The organism is Pontibacter korlensis (assembly GCF_000973725.1).
In the GTDB taxonomy this organism is placed as follows: domain Bacteria; phylum Bacteroidota; class Bacteroidia; order Cytophagales; family Hymenobacteraceae; genus Pontibacter; species Pontibacter korlensis.
This window is the reverse complement of the sequence record NZ_CP009621.1, coordinates 4,405,933-4,425,226: the sequence shown is the minus strand read 5'-3', so window position 1 is coordinate 4,425,226 and position 19,294 is coordinate 4,405,933. Positions and strand designations below refer to the sequence as shown.

The window sequence follows — 19,294 nt, the reverse complement described above, 5'->3', positions numbered from 1 at the left end:
TAAATTGGTTTATATTATCTTACATCTTCTGATTTCTATAGCTGAAAACCATTTTTAACCTTTTACATATATGAATGTAACACCTCTACAATCACAATTATTAGGGAAGCGTGTTCTTAATCAGCTGTTATTGCTGATTTTAGCGCTTCTCTTGCTGGGTGCTGGTAGTGCTCATGCACAGAATGCCTACACAGATGCGGGTATACCCTTGCCCACGGATACATCTGATAAAGATGATTAAGCGCCGGGAGAAATTGCTATCATTACTGGCACCGGTTAGACTTTAGATCAGTATGCGGATGTTCACTTTAAAGAAACGCCAGCTTATCATGAAGAACATCAGCATGATTATCATAATGTTGCTGTTGATGCGGATGGCAAGTGGACGATAAGATATCAGATTGAGGAGCGACATTTAGGTGTTGCTTTTGATGTGCATGTTGTAGGACAGGAATCCAAGGCTGAAGCATTTACTCATTTTACGGACGCAAATGTTACATTCGCTGCTTCAGGACTACCTTCTGCAACTTCTTTGAAAGTTTTGTACAGAATCAATGCTACATCTGGAACTTCTTTCTCAACCGAAACCTTTACCCCACCTGCTACTCCGGTTGCTATAGCAGTACCAAAAGATGATCATATAAACTATACTTTCCCTGATATTACAGTAGCAGGAGTTTTGTATAGAAGTACAACAGTCACTGCTGGTTCAAGCACACAAACAGGGCCGACCAACTCTTACAAACTACCTAATAATGGAGCTAACACTATAACAGGAGTTTATGTAGCATCTTGTATAGCACCTACCATTGCCGCTGCTTCTCAACCTGCAAATCAAATTACCACTTATGGTAATAATGTTGATCCAGTTTTTTCTGTGACTCCTTCTGGTTCTGTATCAGGGTACCAGTGGCAGGTGTTGTCTACTTCGATGGGAGCTACGTGGAGTAACATAGCTGGAGCAAACTCATCTTCTTATACTGTTACTGCGCCAACTGTTGATATGAACGGGTACCAGTACCGTGTAGTTGTTTCGGGATGTAGTACAAGTGTATTTAGTAGTGCTGCTACACTAACTGTTAATCCCAAGGGTATCACGGCTGCACTGGCCAACCGGTAACCTTAACTTTAGAAGTACAGCCTATGAATGGCTTAATGTAGCAGGTTCAAAAGCACAGTATAAAGGTACTGGTACTATGAATGGATCTGGCAACTACGGCTTTATGTTAACAGCAACAGATGGTGACTTAGCGGCAACAAAAACATCTGATGAATTCCGAATTAAGATATGGGATAAGAATAACGGAGATGCAGTTGTTTATGATAAAGAATTGGGTATTTCAGATGATGCTGATCCTATAACGTCATTAGGCGGAGGCTCAATTGTTATTCATACACCGAATGTTAAAACAGCCTCAAGCAAGAGCTCAGTTGCAACTAGCACTATTGTGCCTGATGCTCTAGAGACACCTAAGTACCTTAACTACCCTAACCCTTACAACGACAAAACGAACATTTCTTTTTCGATGGAGAAGGAGCAGAGCTTTAGCTTGGAAGTTTTCGATGTGAATGGAGCTAGTGTAAGAAAGTTTGATGTGGGCGTTGCTGAAGCGGGTAAGCTTTATGAGTATGAGTTTGCTGCTGGTAGTCTGCCAGAGGGAGTTTACTTCGCTAGGCTTGTTACTTCGTCAGGCGTTAAAACAATCAAGATGGTTCTGAGGAGATAGCTTTTATGGAGTCTGCGTCAGTTTGAAAACGAATCAAGCTGATAGCCCAAGAGCTAAAGCTGTAAAATAAACTCGTGTATCCTTCAGAAAAATTTCACTAAAAAGAAGAAGCTTTTTTTACTTAAAGTTAAAGTAGCAGTAGAGACATATCTTGCTGAATGTGATACTTCTAAGAAGGCAAGCCCAACTGCTGCATGAAGTTTAAACTTTGATAACCTTGTAGCTTGTATGCAATCAAAGACAACCTTTTTATTTTCTGGTGGTATAGCTGCATAGATTACTTTAGATTAAAGTGTTTGCAGGTAATACTGCATCACAAACATAGCAGTTTACTAATTATGATTGTTTGCAGATTTATTTTACAAAAGCTTATCAGACTAATTGCAGAATAGTACAAGCTACTTTTAGACTCTAATTGCACTTCAAATACAACCAATTACAAATAATTATCCTCAGGCAGCATTTTTACCTGAGGATAATTTTTATTTAAGCGCAAAAGAAGTTTACTTTGCGACAAGTACATGAGCAAAGCCTATCCAACATATAGCCCTTCACTTAGCTGGTCAGCACCCGCTGCTCAGGCTGCGCCTGTACATTTCCACCATATCCATCATTCCTCGTAAGAGGAATCAATACAACTATATTGCCCCCGCTGGGCGTTGGCCCGTTTTAACCTTGCAACTCGCAAGGCTTATAATCTTTTTCTAAATTCATACTTTTACTATATCCAATAGTATGCTACGATTAGCAATACAGAAGTCTGGCAGGTTGAGCGATGACTCTTTGAACCTGATCCGGGAGTGCGGTATTTCTTTCATTAACAGCTCCCTAAAACTAAAAACCGCCTGCACTAACTTTCCGCTGGAAATTCTTTTTCTTCGCGATGATGATATACCTGGCTATGTGGCCGATGGTGTGGCTGATATTGGCATAGTTGGCCAGAACGTGCTGGTAGAAGAAGGCAAGCAGGAGCTTACTGTAGAAGCGCTGGGTTTCTCTAAATGCCGTCTGTCTCTTGCTGTGCCTAAGAGTGCAGACTATAACTCCATCTCTGACCTGAACGGAAAGAACATCGCCACGTCTTATCCTAATCTGCTGCAGGCATTTTTAGATGAGCAGGGGGTACAAGCGCACATCCATACGATCAGTGGGTCTGTAGAAATTGCACCAAGTATAGGACTAGCTGAAGCTATATGCGATATAGTTAGCTCAGGCAGCACACTTATCAGCAATGGGTTAAAAGAGGTGGAACGTGTGTTTAAATCTGAAGCAGTATTGATTGCTAACCAGGAGCTGCCACAGGAAAAGCGTGAGATATTAGAGAAACTGCTGTTCCGTGTGCATGCCGTGCAGCGCGCGCGTAAAGCCAAGTATATTCTTCTAAATTCGCCAGATGATAAAATTGAAGAAATAAGCCAACTGTTGCCAAGCATTAAGGCGCCTACGGTGCTGCCATTGGCCGAGGAAGGTTGGAGTTCAATCCACTCTGTTGTAAACGAAGATGACTTCTGGGAAATTATCGAAAAGATAAAGGCTGCAGGTGCACAAGGTATATTGGTGGTGCCAATTGAAAAAATGATTGTATAAAATTATGCGTAAGATTATACAGCCGGCTACTGCGGCCTGGGCAGACCTTGTACAGCGCCCTACCAAAAACCTGGAGGAGTTGGAGCCGGGAATACTGGAAACATTTCAGCTTGTAAAGGAGCAGGGAGACAATGCCTTACTGCAGCTTGCAGAAAAGTACGATGGCGTTCAGCTGCAGAGCCTCTTAGCAACAGAAGAAGAAATTGCGGCTGCAGAAAGTAAAGTACCGCAAGAACTTAAAGAAGCGATCCTGCAGGCTTACAGCAACATACAGCTGTTCCATACGCAGCAAGCAGAGCCTGTAAAACAGGTGGAGACCATGACCGGCGTTTCCTGCTGGCGTAAAAGTGTAGCCATTGATAAAGTAGGCTTATACATTCCGGGTGGTACAGCCCCCTTGTTTTCTACTTTGCTTATGCTAGGTGTACCAGCACGAATAGCTGGTTGCAAAGATGTTATACTTTGTACGCCACCTGCCAAAGATGGAAGTATTCATCCTGCTATACTTTATACGGCCTCTTTGTTAGGGGTGACACGCATTGTAAAAGCTGGTGGTGCACAGGCTGTCGCTGCCATGGCTTTTGGTACTGAAAGTGTACCTGCCGTTTATAAGATCTTTGGCCCGGGCAACCAATATGTAACAGTTGCCAAGCAGTTGGTGAGCAAAGCTGGTGTGGCAATAGATCTTCCTGCAGGTCCATCAGAGGTGTTGGTGATTGCTGATGAGAGCGCAAATCCTGCCTTTGTGGCGGCCGACCTACTCTCGCAGGCTGAGCATGGAGCGGACTCTCAAGTAGTTTTACTAACTACTTCAGAAAGTGTGTTAGAAAAAGTAGAGCAGGAGCTTAATGTACAGCTGGAGGTACTGCCTCGCAAAGACTTTGCAGCCAAAGCACTAGAGAACAGCCTTGGTATTGTTCTAGGCAGCAAACAAGAGATGCTTGACTTCTCTAATCTCTATGCACCGGAGCACCTTATACTGTCTGTTTCTGATTTTGAGGAACTGATGGATGGAATCACAAACGCTGGTTCTGTTTTCCTGGGGCACTTTAGTCCGGAGAGTGCTGGTGACTACGCTTCTGGTACCAACCATACTTTGCCTACCAACAGCTATGCACGTGCCTATAGCGGTGTTTCCCTCGATAGCTTCGTGAAGAAGATAACGTTCCAGTACATTACGCGTGAGGGGTTACAGAATATCGGGCAGACCATTGAAACAATGGCTGAGGCCGAAGGGCTTGAAGCGCACAAAAATGCCGTATCCATTCGACTTAAAGAACTAAACCGTGTTTAATCTACAAGATATTATTCGGCCTAATGTGCTGAAAATGAAAGCCTACTCTTCGGCGCGTGACGAATTTAAGGGCTCTGCCAGTGTGTTTTTGGATGCAAATGAGAACAATCTTGGTAGCTTGGCTGGCGAGAAGTATAACCGCTATCCGGACCCGCATCAGAAGAAGCTGAAGGAACGCATTGCTGAAATCAAAGGTGTGCAGCCGGAGCAGATCTTCTTGGGTAATGGCTCCGATGAAGCAATCGACCTTCTGTTCCGCATGGTTTGCCGTCCAGGTCAGGACAGTATGTTGCACCTGCCGCCAACATACGGGATGTATGAGGTATCAGCTAACCTGAATGAGGTGGTGATGGATGCTGTGCAGTTGACAAAGGATTTTCAGATTCCGGTAGAGGAAGTGTTACTGCATGTAAAACCTACTACCCGAATAATCTTCATCTGCTCTCCTAACAACCCAACCGGTAACCTTATTGAGCAGGAAAGTATAGAAGACATTCTTCGAGCATTCAATGGTTTAGTAGTAGTTGATGAAGCTTACATCGACTTTGCTGATGCACTTAGCTGTACTACGCGTCTTAAGGAATTTCCTAACTTGGTAGTGCTGCAGACTTTCTCCAAAGCCTGGGGCATGGCAGGTCTGCGATTAGGATTGGCCTTCGCTTCGGAAGAAGTTATCTCAGTATTAGATAAGATTAAGCCGCCTTACAATATCAACGAGGCTACTCAGGAGCTTGCGCTGCAGGCGTTAGAGCGCCAGGAAGCACTACAGGATATGATAGAAGAGATCGTGCAGGAGCGTGAGCTACTAATGCATGCTCTGCCAACAATGGCCTCTGTGGAGCACGTTTATCCTTCCGATGCTAACTTTATACTTGTTAAAGTAAAAGATGCTAATCGTATGTATAATTACTTGCTTGATAAAGGAATAGTGGTGCGTAACCGTTCTAGCTTACCTGGCTGTGAAGGTTGCTTGCGCATCTCTGTAGGCACACTGGAAGAGAACCAGAAGCTATTACAAGCCATTTCAGAGTTTTAGAGCGAGTCACATATCTTGCACAATAGCACATGTGCTTTCGTCCCGATATGTGTAAACAGACACGTAATTATAAATGAAAAAAGCACTCTTTATTGACCGTGATGGCACCATACTGGAGGAGCCTAAAACGGACTATCAGGTAGACTCCTTCGAGAAGTTTGCCTTCATACCAAAATCCATCAGTAACCTGGCTAAAATCTACAGCGAGCTGGATTATGAATTTGTAATGGTAACCAATCAGGATGGGCTAGGCACCGACTCCTATCCAGAAGGTTCTTTCTGGCCTTACCAGAACAAGATGCTGGAAATCTTGGAGACTGAAGGAATCAAGTTTGACGACATACTTATTGACCGGAGCTTTGAGCACGAAGGACTGGAGACGCGAAAGCCGGGCATAGGCATGATGAAGCGCTACCTGTCTGGTGAGTATGACCTGGAGAACAGCTTTGTTATCGGCGATCGCCTGACTGATGTAAAGCTGGCGCAGAACCTTGGAGCCAAGGCTATTTTTATTGGAGAGTCTAAAGCAGACGGAGCAGCCTTGAGCACAAACAACTGGGACGAAATCTATACTTTCCTAAAGCATCAGCGCACTGGTCGAACTGCGCGCGTTCGTCGCAGCACATCTGAAACCGATATCCTGGTAGAGGTGAACCTGGATGGCTCTGGTAAAATGCGTATCAGTACTGGTATCGGCTTTTTTGATCATATGCTGGAGCAGATAGGTAAGCACGCTAAGATTGATTTACAGATTGAGGTGAAAGGCGACCTGCACATAGACGAGCACCATACGATAGAGGATACAGGTTTAGCTCTTGGGGAGGCATTCCTGCAAGCCCTAGGAGATAAGAGAGGCATCAGTCGCTATGGCTTCTTTATACTGCCTATGGATGAGGCGCTGGCGCAGGTGGCTATCGACTTCAGCGGTCGCCCATGGGCTGTATGGAATGCTGAGTTCAAACGTGAGAAAGTGGGAGGTATGCCTACCGAAATGTTTTTCCACTTCTTTAAGTCTTTCTCAGATACAGCAAAAGCTAACCTGAACATTAAGGTGGAGGGAGACAATGAGCATCACAAAATTGAAGCTATCTTCAAGGGGTTTGCCCGTGCCATTCGCGTAGCCATCGAGCGCGACTTAAACGACAACAACATTCCTAGTACAAAAGGCATACTATAAGACATGCCTGCTAAAAACAGAAAGAGGCGATAATACTAATTATCGCCTCTTTCTGTTTTATTTCGAGGCTGTTATACCCTTGATCTCAGCCAGTCTTTAGCATGTTCGATGTTGTCGAACGATTTTATATAATCTGGATAATCAGCAAGCCTCACTGCTTTATCTGTAGAAAGGCGGCTAAGTACGCTAGAAGAGTACACCCAGGCAAAGAGCTGAAGCCCATGCTCATGCATTCTTGGAAACCAGTCCTCTGCCAGCCAGCGGGAAGCTGCCGACCATTGTCCCTCCACATTTGTGTTATCGTTCAAGATACGGAAACATGCATGCTCTATCATTAGCTCCAATATCTTCTCACAACCGTCCATTACAGATTCCCGGTTCTGATATCCTTTCCAGTTTACATAGATCCATTCATCAGCCGGATTAAATTCTATGGCGATGGTGGTATCTCTGTATAGAAGCTCACTTCGAGTTTGTCTCATAAAAACAATACTTTTCAATGGAAGGGCTACAAATTAAACACCACAAGCCGACAATCTCAAGTAAAACTTACCTTTTCCTTCAGTCCTTTCAGATAGGCAGAAATGAGCAAAAACGAAGCCTTCATTATATTTGGAACAATACTGCTGTTAAATGTGTCAGATAATCAGTATATTAATTTTTCAGCGACCGCTTAGCGGTGATAAGTCCAACTTTCCAAAAATAGGATGCAACCGAAGGAAAGATTTCAGGCGATGCATCATTCGTTTATGAAGTATTTAATTTTTAGCCTCACACTTTTACTCAGTTTTTCATTCTCAACCTATGCAGGCACAGACAGTACGGCCGTTTCCAAAAAATCAGCAGTAGCTGAAAAATTGGCTGCGGCAGTCCGTTATAAGACTGTGTCATCACTAGATGCAGATAAATTCGAGTATGAAGAGTTCACAAAACTGCATGCTTACCTAAAAGAAGCTTTTCCGTTGGTGCACGAGCAACTGCAGCTGGAGGTTATCAATAACTACAGCTTGCTCTATACCTGGAAAGGAAGTGATAAATACTTAAAACCGGTCATGTTTAGTGCACACCTGGATGTGGTACCTGTTGAGGCTGCTTCTGAAGGTGCCTGGGAAGAGGGTCCCTATAAAGGAGAGGTTAAAGACGGCTATGTTTGGGGGCGCGGCACTATGGACGACAAATACCGCGTGATTGCTATGCTGGAAGCTGTGGAGCAACTGCTTAGCCAAGGCTATGAACCACCACGCACTTTATATCTTGCTTTCGGCCATGATGAAGAGATAGGCGGCAATGACGGAGCCAGCATGATAAGCAGACATCTGCAGCAACAGGGTGTGCAGCTGGAGGCAATGTTTGATGAAGGCCTTGCTGTAGCCGAAGGTGCCATGCCTGGCATAGAAGAACCCCTTGCATTGGTTGGTACTGCTGCTAAAGGAAATCTTAATCTGTTACTGACTGTGGAAGGAGGCGGTGGGCATTCATCCATTCCACCAGATGACACACCTATCAGTATTCTGAGCCGCTCTATTCAGCGCTTGCACGATAGCCCATTTGAGGCCCGCATGACAGAAACAACCCGCGAAACTGTGGAAGTCCTGGCTGAGAAGCTAGGAGGGAAATACAAGTTTGCCATGCGCCACTACTGGCTCTTCAAAGGCAAAATACTAAAGAAGCTTTCAGAAGACCGTGCCACGGATGCGCTAATACGCACCAAATTAGTACCAACTATTATTTCCTCTGGTGATAAGCATAATGTGCTGCCAAGAGAGGCTACTGCCATACTAAATGTGCGTATTCTCAATGGAGAAGATGAGCAGACAGTACTAAAGCACGTGCGTAAGGCAATAAAAGACGATCGGGTGAAGATTGAACGCTACGGTGTGTATACTCCACCTTCTCCGGTTACAGCAACAGATACATGGCAGTTTGCCGCACTTAAGGCTTCTATATTAGATGTATTTCCGGATGTGTTAGTGGTGCCGGCACTTTTTCCTGGTGCCACAGATTCCAAGCATTACTCAAATCTGACAAATAACATCTTCCGTTTTGCGCCACAGGTAGTTAACCGTGATAACGCAACGCTGGTACACAATGTGAACGAGCGTTTGTCTGTAGAGGTACTAGAGAATAGTGTGCTGTTTTATGAGAAGCTTATCAGAAACACGTGCGGCACTGAGGAACAGGAGGAGATAGTAGATGTTGACACGCCAGAAATGCCATGGGGCGTAAGCGGTGCGTAAAATTTTTCCGCACAAATGTTTGGACTTACCATTTTAGCCTATACATTTGCAAGTGTAAGAGGGAAGAGCAAGCTCCTCTGCACAACGAAATAGATATAATGATTCAGAATCTTCATATGGCATGGTGGTGGCACGTTACAGAAAATAACGTGAGCAGCACTGCTATATCCTCAATGAAGCGATAGAATTAGCAAAAGATAAAGGTTTAAAAGGCCTGCTGTTCACCAAGAACAGCAGGCCTTTTGTTTTTAATCACCCTAGAGTAAACCATGAAAAAGTATACGCTCCGCACCACCTTCAAGCGCCTTCTGGCAGATACCCTTACGCCAGTAAGTGTGTACCTGAAGTTGCGCGATAAATTCCCGAACAGCATTCTTTTGGAAAGCTCTGACTATCATGGAGCTGAAAATAGCTTCTCATACATTTGCTGCAACCCAATGGCAAGTATAAAGGCAGAGAACGAGGTGCTTACAGAAACTTTTCCTGATGGAAGTGTGCGTGGCACCGATATCACAAAGGAGACGAATGTGCCGGAGCTGCTAGGGGAGTTCTCCAGAAGCTTTGAAGTTGAGGAGAATGCGCAGTTTAACTTCATACATAACGGGTTGTTTGGCTACATGAGCTATGATGCAGTGCGTTACTATGAAGACATAAACTTAACTATGCGCGAGGGGCGTGCTGGGATTCCGGATCTATACTATGCAGTGTACCGTCACATCATTGCCATCAACCACTTTACCAATGAGGCCTACATCTTCTCTCATAACTATAACCAAGGTGACGATGATGGGAGTGCGCAGCTCGAAGCGCTTCTGAATAGCCGCAACATCCCGAGCTATACTTTCAAAACCACCGGGGACGAAGAGCATAATATAAGTGCAGAGGACTTCCTTAAGAACATAGAAAAGGCTAAGCAGCACTGCTACCGTGGAGATGTTTTCCAGTTGGTGCTTTCTCGCCGCTTTGCTCAGGGCTTTCAGGGGGATGAATTTAATGTATACCGTGCCCTTCGCTCCATTAACCCTTCGCCATACTTGTTTTACTTCGACTACGGCAACTTTAAGATCTTCGGATCTTCACCGGAGGCTCAACTGGTAATAAAAGATAAGAAAGCCAGCATTTTCCCTATTGCCGGTACCTTCCGCAGAACCGGAGATGATGCCGCAGATGCAGCACTGGCTGAAAAACTACTGGCCGACCCGAAAGAGAATGCGGAGCACGTGATGCTGGTAGACCTGGCACGTAACGACCTTAGCCGCAACGGCCACAGTGTAGAGGTAGAGACATTCAGAGAGATACAATTCTACTCGCACGTTATTCACCTCGTTTCTAAAGTATCTGGTATACTGCACAACCAGGAAGATGCCCTGAAAATGGTAGCCAGCACTTTCCCGGCCGGCACACTTTCCGGAGCACCAAAGCATATGGCCATGCAACTTATTGACCGATATGAGAACACTAACCGTGCCTTTTACGGCGGCTGCATCGGCTTCCTTGACTTCAACGGCAACTTCAACAGTGCCATCATGATCCGCTCATTCCTGAGCAAAGACTATAAATTATACTTCCAGGCAGGTGCAGGCATCGTGGCTGCTTCTAACCCAGAGAGTGAGCTGCAGGAGGTGGATAATAAATTAATGGCGCTGCGTCGCGCCCTTCAACTGGCCCAAGAGATTAATTAATATGGAAGTTCTGGTAATCGACAATTACGACTCATTTACTTATAACCTGGTGCACCTGCTGCAGGAGCTGGGAGCCAGCGTAACAGTGCATCGCAACGACAAAATTACGCTGGAGGAAGTAGGTAAGTACGACAAGATCATGCTTTCTCCTGGCCCTGGTATTCCGGATGAGGCTGGCTTGCTGAAAGAAATTATCCGCACGTATGGCCCTAGCAAGGATATGTTCGGAGTATGCCTGGGACATCAGGCAATAGGTGAGGTTTATGGCGGTAAATTGTTTAACAGCAATGAAGTATGGCATGGTGTAGCTACGCCTGTACAGGTAGTTTGTGAAGAGGAACCACTTTTCAAAAGTCTGCCGAAGCAGTTCGGAACCGGACGTTACCACTCCTGGTTGGTAGAGCAGGAGTTGCCGGAGTGCCTGGTGCCAACTGCAGTAGATGAGAAAGGACATATCATGGCCATGCGCCACAAAGAGCATAAAGTACGTGGTGTGCAATTCCATCCTGAGTCAGTCCTGACAGAGCATGGAAAGGAAATGATCAAGAACTGGTTAGAAGCTTAAACTATGAAAGAGATATTAAATCACTTATTCGAACATAAAACGCTGACAAAGGAACAGGCGCGTGAGGTATTGGTGAACATTGCCGGCGGAAAGTATAACCAGAGCCAGATCTCCAGCTTCCTGACCGTGTTTATGATGCGCAGCATCACGGTAGCTGAGCTGGAAGGTTTCCGTGATGCGCTGCTGGCCCTTTGCCACCGCGTAGACTTAGATGCCTATAACCCGATTGACCTTTGTGGTACCGGTGGCGATGGTAAGGATACCTTCAATATTTCAACGTTATCTTCTTTTGTAGTAGCAGCTAACGGTATAGCCGTGGCCAAGCACGGTAACTACGGCGTGTCCTCCTCCTGCGGCTCTTCCAACGTACTAGAGGCCTTAGGCATCAGGTTTACAACAGATACTGATGCGCTGGAGCGAAGCATTGAGAAGTATAACATCTGCTTTTTGCATGCGCCTTTGTTCCACCCGGCAATGAAGAGCGTGGGGCCAATCAGGAAAGAACTGGGAGTGAAGACCTTCTTCAATATGCTCGGTCCGATGGTGAATCCAGCTTTCCCGAAGCGACAGCTGGTGGGGGTGTTTAGCCTGGAGCTGGCGCGTATGTATGGCTACTTATACCAGCAAACGGATACCCGTTATACTATCCTTCACACCTTAGATGGGTATGACGAGATTTCCCTGACCAGCCCATTTAAAGTAATTTCAGATAATAAAGAAGCTTTATTAGACGCCAACGCACTTGGTTTGCCAACACTGCAGCAGGAGCAGATCAAAGGTGGAAACGATGTGACTTCTTCGGCAGCTATTTTTGTAAAGGTGCTGAAAGGAGGGGGTACAGATGCGCAGGTAGCAGTAGTTTCTGCCAATGCAGGGATGGCGTTGCAATGCGCGCAACCGGAGCTTGAGCTGAAAGAAGCTGTTAGTATTGCCAAAGAAACACTTCAATCTGGTAAAGCTTACCAGTTATTTAACAGCTTGGTAAACGATAAAAATCTGGTAGAGGCTTAGCAATTTTCAACTTTACTCATCAACAAGATAAATACACAACTCATGAACATATTAGACGAAATCATTGCTAAAAAATACAAAGAAGTGGCCGAGCGTAAGGAGCTTTACCCGGTAAAGCTGCTGGAGAAAAGCCTATACTTCGAAACACCTTGTATTTCGCTGGAGCGTTACCTGCTGCGTTCTGATAAAACGGGTATTATTGCCGAGATCAAGCGTAAGTCACCATCTAAAGGCGACATTAATCCTTATGTTTCTGTAGAGCGCACTTCTATTGGGTACATGCAGGCTGGTGCTTCTGCTTTGTCTGTACTGACAGACGGACCATACTTTGGTGGCAAGAACGAAGATCTGATGACTGCCCGCAAGTATAACTACTGCCCAATTCTGCGCAAGGACTTTACTGTAGATGAGTACCAGATCGTAGAGGCTAAGTCGATAGGTGCTGATGCCATACTTTTAATTGCTGCTGCTTTAGAGCCTGCTCGCCTGAAAGAGCTAGCTGCCTTTGCCCGTTCTTTCGGCCTTGAAGTACTGCTGGAAGTGCGTGATAAAGAGGAGCTGGAGGCCACACTTAGCGATGAAGTGAACGTGGTAGGCGTAAACAACCGTAACCTGAAAGATTTTGTGACGGATGTGAATACTTCTTACAAGATAGCTAAGCATATTCCGGCTGGCGTAACGAAAATCTCTGAAAGCGGCATTAGCAAGCCACAGACGCTGGTTGAACTCCGCGAAGCAGGCTACAATGGCTTCCTGATAGGCGAGAGCTTCATGCACAACAGCAGACCAGAGCAGGCAGCTGCTAATTTCATAAAGGAATATAAGCAACTGCTCGACAAACAGGAGGTTCCGGCATGAAGGTAAAAGTGTGCGGCATGCGCAACCTGGAAAATATCCGCCAGTTGGCAGCGCTGCAGCCCGATTATATGGGCTTTATCTTTTACGAAGGCTCCAAACGCTACGCCGAGGGCCATATTACCCCTGAGCTGTTGTCTGAGCTACCGCCAGGTATAAAAAAAGTAGGCGTGTTTGTAAATGCCCCTACCGAAACCATAAAGGCTACAGTTATTAGGTATAAACTGGATGCAGTACAGCTGCATGGTCGTGAGACTCCGAGAGAGTGTTCAGAGGTCAAAGAAATGGGGGTAGAGGTGATAAAAGTATTCTCCGTTGATGACAAATTTGTGTTTGAGAACACACTGCTTTACGAGTCCTCAGCTGATTACTTCTTATTCGATACCCGTGGTAAAGAATACGGAGGCAATGGTTTTCCTTTTGATTGGGAGTTGCTGAAAGGTTATCTTTCGCCGAAACCATACTTGCTGAGCGGTGGAATTAACCTTGAAAATGTAAAGCACATAGACAAGGTGCGTCCACAGCCCTATGCCATTGATGTAAACAGTGGCTTTGAGCAGGAGCCAGGGATAAAGAACATCGAAGGGCTAAAGGAGCTTTTCAGGCAAATCAGAAACAAGTAATAGGCTCAGGCCTTGTTCTACAATATCTAAAGTCTCAACTAAATGAGCTATCACGTTAACGAAAAAGGGTTTTACGGCAAGTTCGGTGGAGCTTACATCCCGGAGATGCTTTACCCAAATGTGGAGGAACTGCGTCAGAATTACCTGCGCATCATCCAGGAGCCGGATTTCCAGGAGGAGCTGCAGGCGCTGCTGAAAGACTATGTTGGCCGTCCGACACCTTTATACTTTGCGCCACGCCTTTCGGAGAAGTATAACACCAAAGTGTACCTGAAGCGCGAAGACCTGAACCACACAGGTGCACACAAGATTAACAACACGATTGGTCAGGTACTGTTGGCGAAGCGGCTGGGCAAAAAGCGAATCATTGCGGAGACTGGTGCTGGTCAGCATGGTGTGGCAACGGCTACAGTTTGTGCCCTGATGGGGCTGGAGTGCATCGTGTATATGGGCGAGATTGACATTGAGCGCCAGGCTCCGAATGTGGCACGTATGAAAATGCTGGGAGCGCAGGTGGTACCAGCAACAAGCGGAAGCAAAACTTTAAAAGATGCCACCAATGAGGCTATCCGTGACTGGATTAACAATCCTGAAAACACTTATTATATCATTGGTTCAGTAGTTGGTCCGCACCCTTACCCGGATATGGTAGCCCGCTTTCAGGCGGTGATTTCAGAGGAGATCCGCGCGCAGCTACTCGAGAAAGAAGGTACAGAGTTACCAACTTATGTAGTAGCCTGTGTGGGCGGTGGTAGTAACGCAGCGGGTGCCTTTTATCATTACCTTGATGAGTCAGAAGTACAACTAATAGCCGTTGAGGCAGCTGGCAAAGGGGTAGATTCTGGTGAGTCGGCGGCAACATCTATATTAGGTAAGGATGGCATTATTCACGGTAGCCGGACACTGCTGATGCAGACAGAGGATGGGCAGGTAACGGAGCCTTACTCTATATCGGCAGGTCTGGATTATCCGGGAGTTGGCCCACTGCACGCACACCTGTTCGAAAGCAAGCGTGCCCGCTTTGAGAGTGCTACTGACGAAGAGGCGCTGCAGGCGGTACTGGAGCTAACCAGGCTTGAAGGTATTATTCCTGCTTTGGAGAGCGCTCACGCTCTTGCTGTATTGGACCGCCTAAATGCTAAGCCAGAAGATGTCGTGGTGATCAACCTGTCCGGCCGTGGCGACAAAGACTTATCTACCTATCTAAAGCACTTCCACTTCGATGAAAAATAGAATCAAGAGCCTGTTTGAACAGAAGCAGAAAGGGCTTCTGTCGGTATATTTTACGGCAGGTTTTCCGAAACTCGACGATACAGAAACTATTATTCTGGAACTTGAAAAAAGCGGAGTGGACCTGATTGAGGTAGGCATGCCATTCTCTGATCCATTGGCTGACGGACCAACCATTCAGCAGAGCAGCACAGTGGCTCTTCGTAATGGTATGACTATTCCGAAGCTTTTCGAGCAACTGCAAGACATCCGTCAGAAAACACAGATACCGCTGGTGCTGATGGGTTATTTGAACCCAGTGATGCAGTATGGCGTGGAGCGCTTCTGCCAAAAAGCGGCCGAAGTGGGCATAGATGGTATCATTCTGCCGGATCTTCCGCTGCGCGAATACGTGGATGAGTATAAGGAGATGTTTGAGAAATATAACCTGAGCAAAGTTTTCCTTATCACGCCGCAAACTCCGGAAGAACGCATCCGTGAGATCGATAGCCACACCAACGGCTTTATTTACATGGTGTCTTCTGCCTCTACAACAGGTAAAACCATTGGTTTAGCAGAACAGAGCCAGGCCTACTTCCAACGCGTGGCAGGCATGAAACTGCAGAACCCGGGCGTCATCGGTTTTGGTATTCATGACCGCGAGACCTTTGCCTCGGCCTGTAACCATGCCAGTGGGGCCATTATCGGAAGTGCTTTTGTAAAAGCGCTTCAGCAGGAGGGAAGCCTGCAGCAAAACATTTCTTCATTTATCCAAAGCATCAAAAACTAATATGATTATACAACTGCAGCAAGGGATTCCTGCGGAGCTGAAGGAGAACATCCTAAAGCAGGTAAAGGAAATAGGTTACAAAGCCAACGAAGTACGAACACAGGAGGCGCACTATCTGGTGGCCATCGGTAAAAAAGAATTTGATATCCGTCAGATCGGGCAGCTGCCGGGTGTTGCTGACATTCACCGCGTATCTGAAGAATATAAGCTGATTTCCCGCAAATGGCGTGTAGAGCCAACCCGTATTGACTTAGGCGATGGTGTAACTGTAGGCGAAGGAAACTTCAGTATTATGGCTGGACCTTGCTCTATAGAGAGCGAGGCGCAGATTGAGAGCGTGGTAGCGCACCTGAAGGAAAACAACGTGAAGATCATGCGTGGTGGCGTATTCAAACCGCGTAGCTCTCCTTATGCTTTCCGTGGACTTGGTCTGGATGGCCTGAAGATGTTCCACCGTATTTGCCGCGAGAATGGCATCAAAATCATCACGGAGGTAATGCAGGTATCTCAGATCGAGGAGATGATCGATTATGTAGATGTATTCCAGGTAGGAGCGCGTAACAGCCAGAACTTTAACCTGCTGGACTCATTGGGTGAGGCGCAGAAGCCAGTGCTGCTAAAGCGTGGTATATCTGGTACGATCGAAGAACTGCTGCAGGCGGCAGAGTACATTTTCTCTAATGGTAACGAGAAAATTATGCTTTGCGAACGTGGTATTCGTGGTTATGAAAAAGCCTACCGCAATATTTTGGACCTGAACGCAGTGCCGGTGCTGAAGGAGAAAACGCACCTGCCAGTCATTGTAGACCCATCACACGGTATTGGTCTGCGCGATTATGTAGAGAGCATGTCGTTGGCTGCGGTTATGGCTGGAGCAGATGGAGTGATCTATGAAACACATCAGACACCAGAGAAAGCTTTCTCTGATGCACAACAGACAGTCGACTTTCAGGAGTCGGAGCGCTTGATCCGCCGAATGCGAGCAGCTTATGAGCTGAGAGAGAGCTTTTAATTTAGACCGATAAGTATATAAAACGCCTGGCTCCACCTGAAGGAGTCAGGCGTTTTAATTTATATATCACACGTGCTGTTTTCCGTAAGAGTCGAAAAAGCCTATGCTGCATTTGTACATAAAGCGTCACTTATTGAAGAACATAAGCCATGCAGCGCCTTGGGCAAAGGTGTGCTGTTTCAGTATTGTGCTTTTGTGTTTTACCTCCTGCTCTTCGCTTCGTGATTCTCCTATGTATGAGTTTTCATCGGGTGAATATAAAGTGCACCTGCCTGCTGGAGAGACTTGCAGGGCATATGTGGATGTAGAAGAAGCTAGCTTATCCCTTTTGCCAGTTCTGGGCAATACACTGGATACTACTGCAAGCCTAGACATTGCGGTAGCTGAGGTGCTGGATAAGGTTGCGCCACAGGTATATACTTTTTCTAAACCCTCGTTCGACCTTGATGTGCTGACCATTCCATTCAAGTACAGGCCGGGAACTTCGGGCTTTCCGCAGCAACTCAGCACCACCTTTCAGGGAGCCATATATGTAGGGGCACGTAAAGACGTATTCAGGATAGGGTACAAGCCCACACCAGCTCAGGACTTGCACAGAAGTATATATCACTTTGGGTACAGTATAGGCTTTTTCACTGGGCTTGGTACCACAAGTATGAACCAGTGGGTTACACAGGGAGCGATTGCCTATGAGCACGTAGGTGTCACTCTGCTAAATGGTGTAGCTGGCGTAGTGGGTTTGTACAACTTTACACTTGGCCTGGCTGTAGGGATAGACCACCTCTTTGACAAAACAGGGACGACTGGATTTATCAGCATAAACCTTGGCTTGGCTTAGCCTTCGGCCTTAACCTTAATTGATGAAGATATTTATAGGAAGATTATATGAATCAACTAAGCACTGAAATAAACCTCAAGGATTTACGTCACAAGCACCCGAACGATATCGCAGAGACGATAACTGAGCTGAACGCGAAAGAGCGTATACTGGCGTTTCTATTGCTACCCGGCGATATGAAAGCAGAGGTGTTTACATACTTTAACCACGCGGTACAGGAGGAGATACTGAAAGAGCTTGGGTCCCGTGAGACGGCAGCTATGTTGGAGACCATGGCTCCAGACGACCGCACGCAGATTTTCGAGAACTTCCCGGATCTCCTCATCAAGGAATCTATCAACTTTCTCTCTCCAGAAGAAAAAAGCATTGCCCTAAATCTGCTGGGATACCCTGAGAAAAGTATAGCTCGCCTGATGACGCCGTACTACATACAGGCTAAAAAGGGCTGGACCATCAAGAAGGCACTTGACAACATTAAAAGGTATGGCAAAAAAGCAGAAACGCTGAATCATATTTATATAGTAGACAAGGAGAACAAGCTAATAGACGACATCCGGATCGGTAAACTATTGATGGCAGATGACGACCAGACGATAGAATCGCTGATGGACTATGAGTTTGTAAGCCTTACCACCACCATGAGCCGGGAAGAGGCCATTGAGCAGTTTAACAAGTATGATCGGGCTGTAATGCCGGTTGTTTCTGAAGCAGGCGTGCTAGTGGGTATAGTAACGTTCGACGACATTTTTGATGAAATCGAACGCCGGGATACCGAGGATATTCAAAAGTTCGGTGGTTTGGAGGCCTTGGAACTGTCTTATACCGAAACTCCGCTCATGACGCTGGTGCGCAAAAGGGCGAGTGTATTGCTCATACTCTTCCTGGGCGAGATGCTAACAGCCTCGGCTATGGGCTTTTTTGAGGAGGAGATTGCGCAGGCGGTGGTGCTAGCTCTGTTTATACCTCTCATTATCTCGAGTGGCGGTAATTCAGGCTCGCAGGCAGCTACGCTTATAGTACGGGCCATGGCCATTAAAGAGTTGGGGGTGAAGGATTGGTGGTATGTGATGCGAAAAGAGGTTCTGTCTGGGGTGTTGCTGGGGCTTATATTAGGTGCCGTAGGGTTCCTGCGTATTTTTGTATGGCAGCAGGCTGGATTCTACGACTATGGTGAGTACGCTATGCTCATAGGTCTTACTGTAGGCTTTTCGCTGATTGGTATTGTGCTTTGGGGTACGCTCTCCGGGTCAATGATCCCATTTCTGCTGCAAAAACTTGGCCTCGACCCCGCCACCTCATCGGCACCCTTTGTGGCTACACTGGTAGATGTAACAGGGCTCATTATCTACTTCACTATAGCGGCCAGTATATTGAGAGGTACATTGTTGTAGCGACTGAGGCAAAAGTTTTTCAGTCTTGGCTGTACTTTATACCTCAGAAACTATATCTTTGTACTATCATGAAAGGCACAATGGCTCATATGCATCATCATCATGCACGAAGCATAAGTTTCGGAGCCGCCAGCCTATGGATTTGCTAAAAGATTAGATCTATATATCCAGAAAGCCTGACTCCGAACCGAGTCAGGCTTTTTTGTTCCTGAATAGCGCTATCTGTAGCCATGTTCATTTAAGATAAAGTTCATAATTCA

At 46.1% G+C, this 19,294-nt stretch carries 20 protein-coding genes; 18 read left to right on the top strand and 2 right to left on the bottom strand.

Translation table 11 applies throughout. The annotated features are described in order from the left end of the window. Window positions 1-70 precede the first annotated feature (70 nt). Complete coding sequence (locus tag PKOR_RS25115) at window positions 71-241, top strand: hypothetical protein (RefSeq protein ID WP_158453802.1); 171 nt, start codon at window positions 71-73, stop codon at window positions 239-241. A gap of 42 nt (window positions 242-283) precedes the next feature. Here the strand turns inward: PKOR_RS25115 and PKOR_RS25865 are convergent, their stop codons facing one another. Continuing rightward, entirely contained in the window at window positions 284-415 is a 132-nt protein-coding gene (locus PKOR_RS25865; protein WP_262501810.1) for a hypothetical protein, read from the bottom strand. A gap of 18 nt (window positions 416-433) precedes the next feature. Here PKOR_RS25865 and PKOR_RS19060 point away from each other — a divergent pair, with 18 nt between their 5' ends. From PKOR_RS19060 to hisB, 6 genes are all read left to right on the top strand, one after another. Beyond that, window positions 434-1,120, top strand: coding sequence for a hypothetical protein (locus PKOR_RS19060; protein ID WP_046312783.1), 687 nt, complete (start codon window positions 434-436; stop codon window positions 1,118-1,120). Window positions 1,121-1,196: 76 nt separating this feature from the next. Continuing rightward, window positions 1,197-1,727: a T9SS type A sorting domain-containing protein gene (locus tag PKOR_RS19055; protein ID WP_046312782.1), complete on the top strand. Its 531-nt coding sequence runs from the start codon at window positions 1,197-1,199 to the stop codon at window positions 1,725-1,727. Window positions 1,728-2,462: 735 nt separating this feature from the next. After that, entirely contained in the window at window positions 2,463-3,314 is an 852-nt protein-coding gene (gene hisG / locus PKOR_RS19050) for an ATP phosphoribosyltransferase (protein WP_046312780.1), read from the top strand. Between the two features lie 4 nt (window positions 3,315-3,318). Next, a complete protein-coding gene (gene hisD, locus PKOR_RS19045) occupies window positions 3,319-4,608 on the top strand; it encodes a histidinol dehydrogenase (protein WP_046312778.1) in 1,290 nt (429 codons plus the stop codon). After that, a complete protein-coding gene (gene hisC / locus PKOR_RS19040) occupies window positions 4,601-5,644 on the top strand; it encodes a histidinol-phosphate transaminase (protein ID WP_071843165.1) in 1,044 nt (347 codons plus the stop codon). The genes hisD and hisC overlap by 8 nt, the downstream gene beginning before the upstream one ends. Before the next feature lie 73 nt (window positions 5,645-5,717). Continuing rightward, window positions 5,718-6,821 carry a bifunctional histidinol-phosphatase/imidazoleglycerol-phosphate dehydratase HisB gene (hisB, locus tag PKOR_RS19035; protein ID WP_046312777.1) on the top strand — a complete coding sequence of 368 codons (1,104 nt, stop codon included), beginning with the start codon at window positions 5,718-5,720 and terminating at the stop codon, window positions 6,819-6,821. 71 nt (window positions 6,822-6,892) lie between these two features. Here hisB and PKOR_RS19030 read toward each other — a convergent pair whose 3' ends face one another. Further along, a complete protein-coding gene (locus tag PKOR_RS19030; RefSeq protein WP_046312775.1) occupies window positions 6,893-7,303 on the bottom strand; it encodes a hypothetical protein in 411 nt (136 codons plus the stop codon). 402 nt (window positions 7,304-7,705) lie between these two features. Between PKOR_RS19030 and PKOR_RS19025 the strand changes: the two genes are divergently transcribed. The 11 genes from PKOR_RS19025 (at window position 7,706) to mgtE (ending at window position 19,034) form a co-directional block, all read left to right on the top strand. Further along, window positions 7,706-9,058, top strand: coding sequence for a M20/M25/M40 family metallo-hydrolase (locus PKOR_RS19025; protein WP_158453801.1), 1,353 nt, complete (start codon window positions 7,706-7,708; stop codon window positions 9,056-9,058). Window positions 9,059-9,327: 269 nt separating this feature from the next. Further along, a complete protein-coding gene (locus PKOR_RS19020; RefSeq protein ID WP_046312773.1) occupies window positions 9,328-10,740 on the top strand; it encodes an anthranilate synthase component I family protein in 1,413 nt (470 codons plus the stop codon). A gap of 1 nt (window position 10,741) precedes the next feature. Continuing rightward, window positions 10,742-11,305, top strand: coding sequence for an anthranilate synthase component II (locus PKOR_RS19015; protein WP_046312771.1), 564 nt, complete (start codon window positions 10,742-10,744; stop codon window positions 11,303-11,305). A 3-nt stretch (window positions 11,306-11,308) separates the two neighbouring features. Continuing rightward, complete coding sequence (trpD, locus tag PKOR_RS19010) at window positions 11,309-12,316, top strand: anthranilate phosphoribosyltransferase (protein ID WP_046312770.1); 1,008 nt, start codon at window positions 11,309-11,311, stop codon at window positions 12,314-12,316. A 42-nt stretch (window positions 12,317-12,358) separates the two neighbouring features. After that, on the top strand, window positions 12,359-13,174 hold the full coding sequence (gene trpC / locus PKOR_RS19005) for an indole-3-glycerol phosphate synthase TrpC (RefSeq protein WP_046312768.1): 816 nt from the start codon (window positions 12,359-12,361) through the stop codon (window positions 13,172-13,174). Next, entirely contained in the window at window positions 13,171-13,794 is a 624-nt protein-coding gene (locus PKOR_RS19000) for a phosphoribosylanthranilate isomerase (protein WP_046312766.1), read from the top strand. Before trpC ends, PKOR_RS19000 begins: the two co-directional genes overlap by 4 nt. A gap of 42 nt (window positions 13,795-13,836) precedes the next feature. Then, window positions 13,837-15,027: a tryptophan synthase subunit beta gene (trpB, locus tag PKOR_RS18995; protein WP_046312765.1), complete on the top strand. Its 1,191-nt coding sequence runs from the start codon at window positions 13,837-13,839 to the stop codon at window positions 15,025-15,027. Continuing rightward, window positions 15,017-15,793 (top strand): tryptophan synthase subunit alpha, encoded by a 777-nt coding sequence (trpA, locus tag PKOR_RS18990; RefSeq protein ID WP_046312764.1) that lies wholly within the window; start codon window positions 15,017-15,019, stop codon window positions 15,791-15,793. The genes trpB and trpA overlap by 11 nt, the downstream gene beginning before the upstream one ends. Window position 15,794: 1 nt before the next feature. Then, a complete protein-coding gene (locus PKOR_RS18985; protein WP_046312762.1) occupies window positions 15,795-16,805 on the top strand; it encodes a bifunctional 3-deoxy-7-phosphoheptulonate synthase/chorismate mutase in 1,011 nt (336 codons plus the stop codon). Between the two features lie 103 nt (window positions 16,806-16,908). After that, window positions 16,909-17,643 carry a hypothetical protein gene (locus PKOR_RS18980; protein ID WP_148561749.1) on the top strand — a complete coding sequence of 245 codons (735 nt, stop codon included), beginning with the start codon at window positions 16,909-16,911 and terminating at the stop codon, window positions 17,641-17,643. Between the two features lie 47 nt (window positions 17,644-17,690). Further along, the gene (mgtE, locus tag PKOR_RS18975; protein ID WP_046312759.1) at window positions 17,691-19,034 is read left to right on the top strand and encodes a magnesium transporter; all 1,344 of its coding nucleotides are present in this window, start codon (window positions 17,691-17,693) and stop codon (window positions 19,032-19,034) included. The last annotated feature ends 260 nt before the right edge of the window (window positions 19,035-19,294 follow it).

Coding starts and splice junctions, on each gene's coding strand:
- trpA (WP_046312764.1), top strand. CDS start 15,017: ATGAAAAATAGAATCAAGAGCCTGTTTGAACAGAAGCAGAAAGGGCTT.
- hisD (WP_046312778.1), top strand. CDS start 3,319: ATGCGTAAGATTATACAGCCGGCTACTGCGGCCTGGGCAGACCTTGTA.
- PKOR_RS25115 (WP_158453802.1), top strand. CDS start 71: ATGAATGTAACACCTCTACAATCACAATTATTAGGGAAGCGTGTTCTT.
- trpD (WP_046312770.1), top strand. CDS start 11,309: ATGAAAGAGATATTAAATCACTTATTCGAACATAAAACGCTGACAAAG.
- mgtE (WP_046312759.1), top strand. CDS start 17,691: ATGAATCAACTAAGCACTGAAATAAACCTCAAGGATTTACGTCACAAG.
- trpB (WP_046312765.1), top strand. CDS start 13,837: ATGAGCTATCACGTTAACGAAAAAGGGTTTTACGGCAAGTTCGGTGGA.
- hisG (WP_046312780.1), top strand. CDS start 2,463: ATGCTACGATTAGCAATACAGAAGTCTGGCAGGTTGAGCGATGACTCT.
- trpC (WP_046312768.1), top strand. CDS start 12,359: ATGAACATATTAGACGAAATCATTGCTAAAAAATACAAAGAAGTGGCC.
- PKOR_RS18985 (WP_046312762.1), top strand. CDS start 15,795: ATGATTATACAACTGCAGCAAGGGATTCCTGCGGAGCTGAAGGAGAAC.
- PKOR_RS18980 (WP_148561749.1), top strand. CDS start 16,909: ATGCTGCATTTGTACATAAAGCGTCACTTATTGAAGAACATAAGCCAT.
- PKOR_RS19020 (WP_046312773.1), top strand. CDS start 9,328: ATGAAAAAGTATACGCTCCGCACCACCTTCAAGCGCCTTCTGGCAGAT.
- hisB (WP_046312777.1), top strand. CDS start 5,718: ATGAAAAAAGCACTCTTTATTGACCGTGATGGCACCATACTGGAGGAG.
- PKOR_RS19015 (WP_046312771.1), top strand. CDS start 10,742: ATGGAAGTTCTGGTAATCGACAATTACGACTCATTTACTTATAACCTG.
- PKOR_RS19030 (WP_046312775.1), bottom strand. CDS start 7,303: ATGAGACAAACTCGAAGTGAGCTTCTATACAGAGATACCACCATCGCC.
- PKOR_RS19055 (WP_046312782.1), top strand. CDS start 1,197: ATGAATGGATCTGGCAACTACGGCTTTATGTTAACAGCAACAGATGGT.
- PKOR_RS25865 (WP_262501810.1), bottom strand. CDS start 415: ATGTCGCTCCTCAATCTGATATCTTATCGTCCACTTGCCATCCGCATC.
- PKOR_RS19000 (WP_046312766.1), top strand. CDS start 13,171: ATGAAGGTAAAAGTGTGCGGCATGCGCAACCTGGAAAATATCCGCCAG.